Raw genomic sequence first — 542 nt, 5'->3', positions numbered from 1 at the left:
TATTCGACGCAAGCTAAATTTTTTTAAAAGAAAAACCTATAAATGCCTGCGTTTGTTGCCTTTGCCTACTAAATACTGTTTCGCGCAAACCTCGCCAACCCCGATGACGTCCGCGTCGAGCTGATCACCGGCCGTCGCGGACGCACCGTCGAGGTGCACGTCCATCCTGAGGACCTGGGCAAGGTGATCGGGCGCGGTGGTCGTACCGCGACCGCGCTGCGCACCCTGGTCGCCGGTATCGGCGGCCGTGGGATCCGGGTCGACGTGGTCGACACCGACGCCTAGATGGAACTCGTCGTAGGTCGAGTCGCCAAGTCGCACGGCGTGCGCGGCGAACTCGTCGTCGAGGTGCGCACCGACGAACCGGAACTCCGGTTCGCCCCCGGTGCCACCCTGCACGGCAGGATGCCGAAATCCGCGGCGACCCGTGACTACACCGTGAAGTCGGCCCCCCCCCACGCCGGCCCGGCGCGGGGGTTGGGCGCCGGCCGAGACCTCCGCACCCCCCCCCCCGCCCCGCGCGGCCAGCGGTTAGTCGGCGG

At 67.0% G+C, this 542-nt stretch carries 1 protein-coding gene and 1 pseudogene; both read left to right on the top strand.

Annotation, left to right across the window (positions count from 1 at the left end; translation table 11 throughout):
• Positions 1–72 precede the first annotated feature (72 nt).
• Complete coding sequence (locus ACFWPJ_RS29975; RefSeq protein WP_378856443.1) at positions 73–285, top strand: RNA-binding protein; 213 nt, start codon at positions 73–75, stop codon at positions 283–285.
• Positions 286–542 (top strand): annotated as a pseudogene (locus tag ACFWPJ_RS29970) (ribosome maturation factor RimM); the annotation flags it as partial.

The sequence above is a fragment of the Nocardia sp. NPDC058497 genome, from assembly GCF_042720195.1.
GTDB lineage: Bacteria > Actinomycetota > Actinomycetes > Mycobacteriales > Mycobacteriaceae > Nocardia.
Note: the sequence above shows the minus strand (reverse complement) of the source record. Positions and strands in the feature narration are given on the sequence as shown.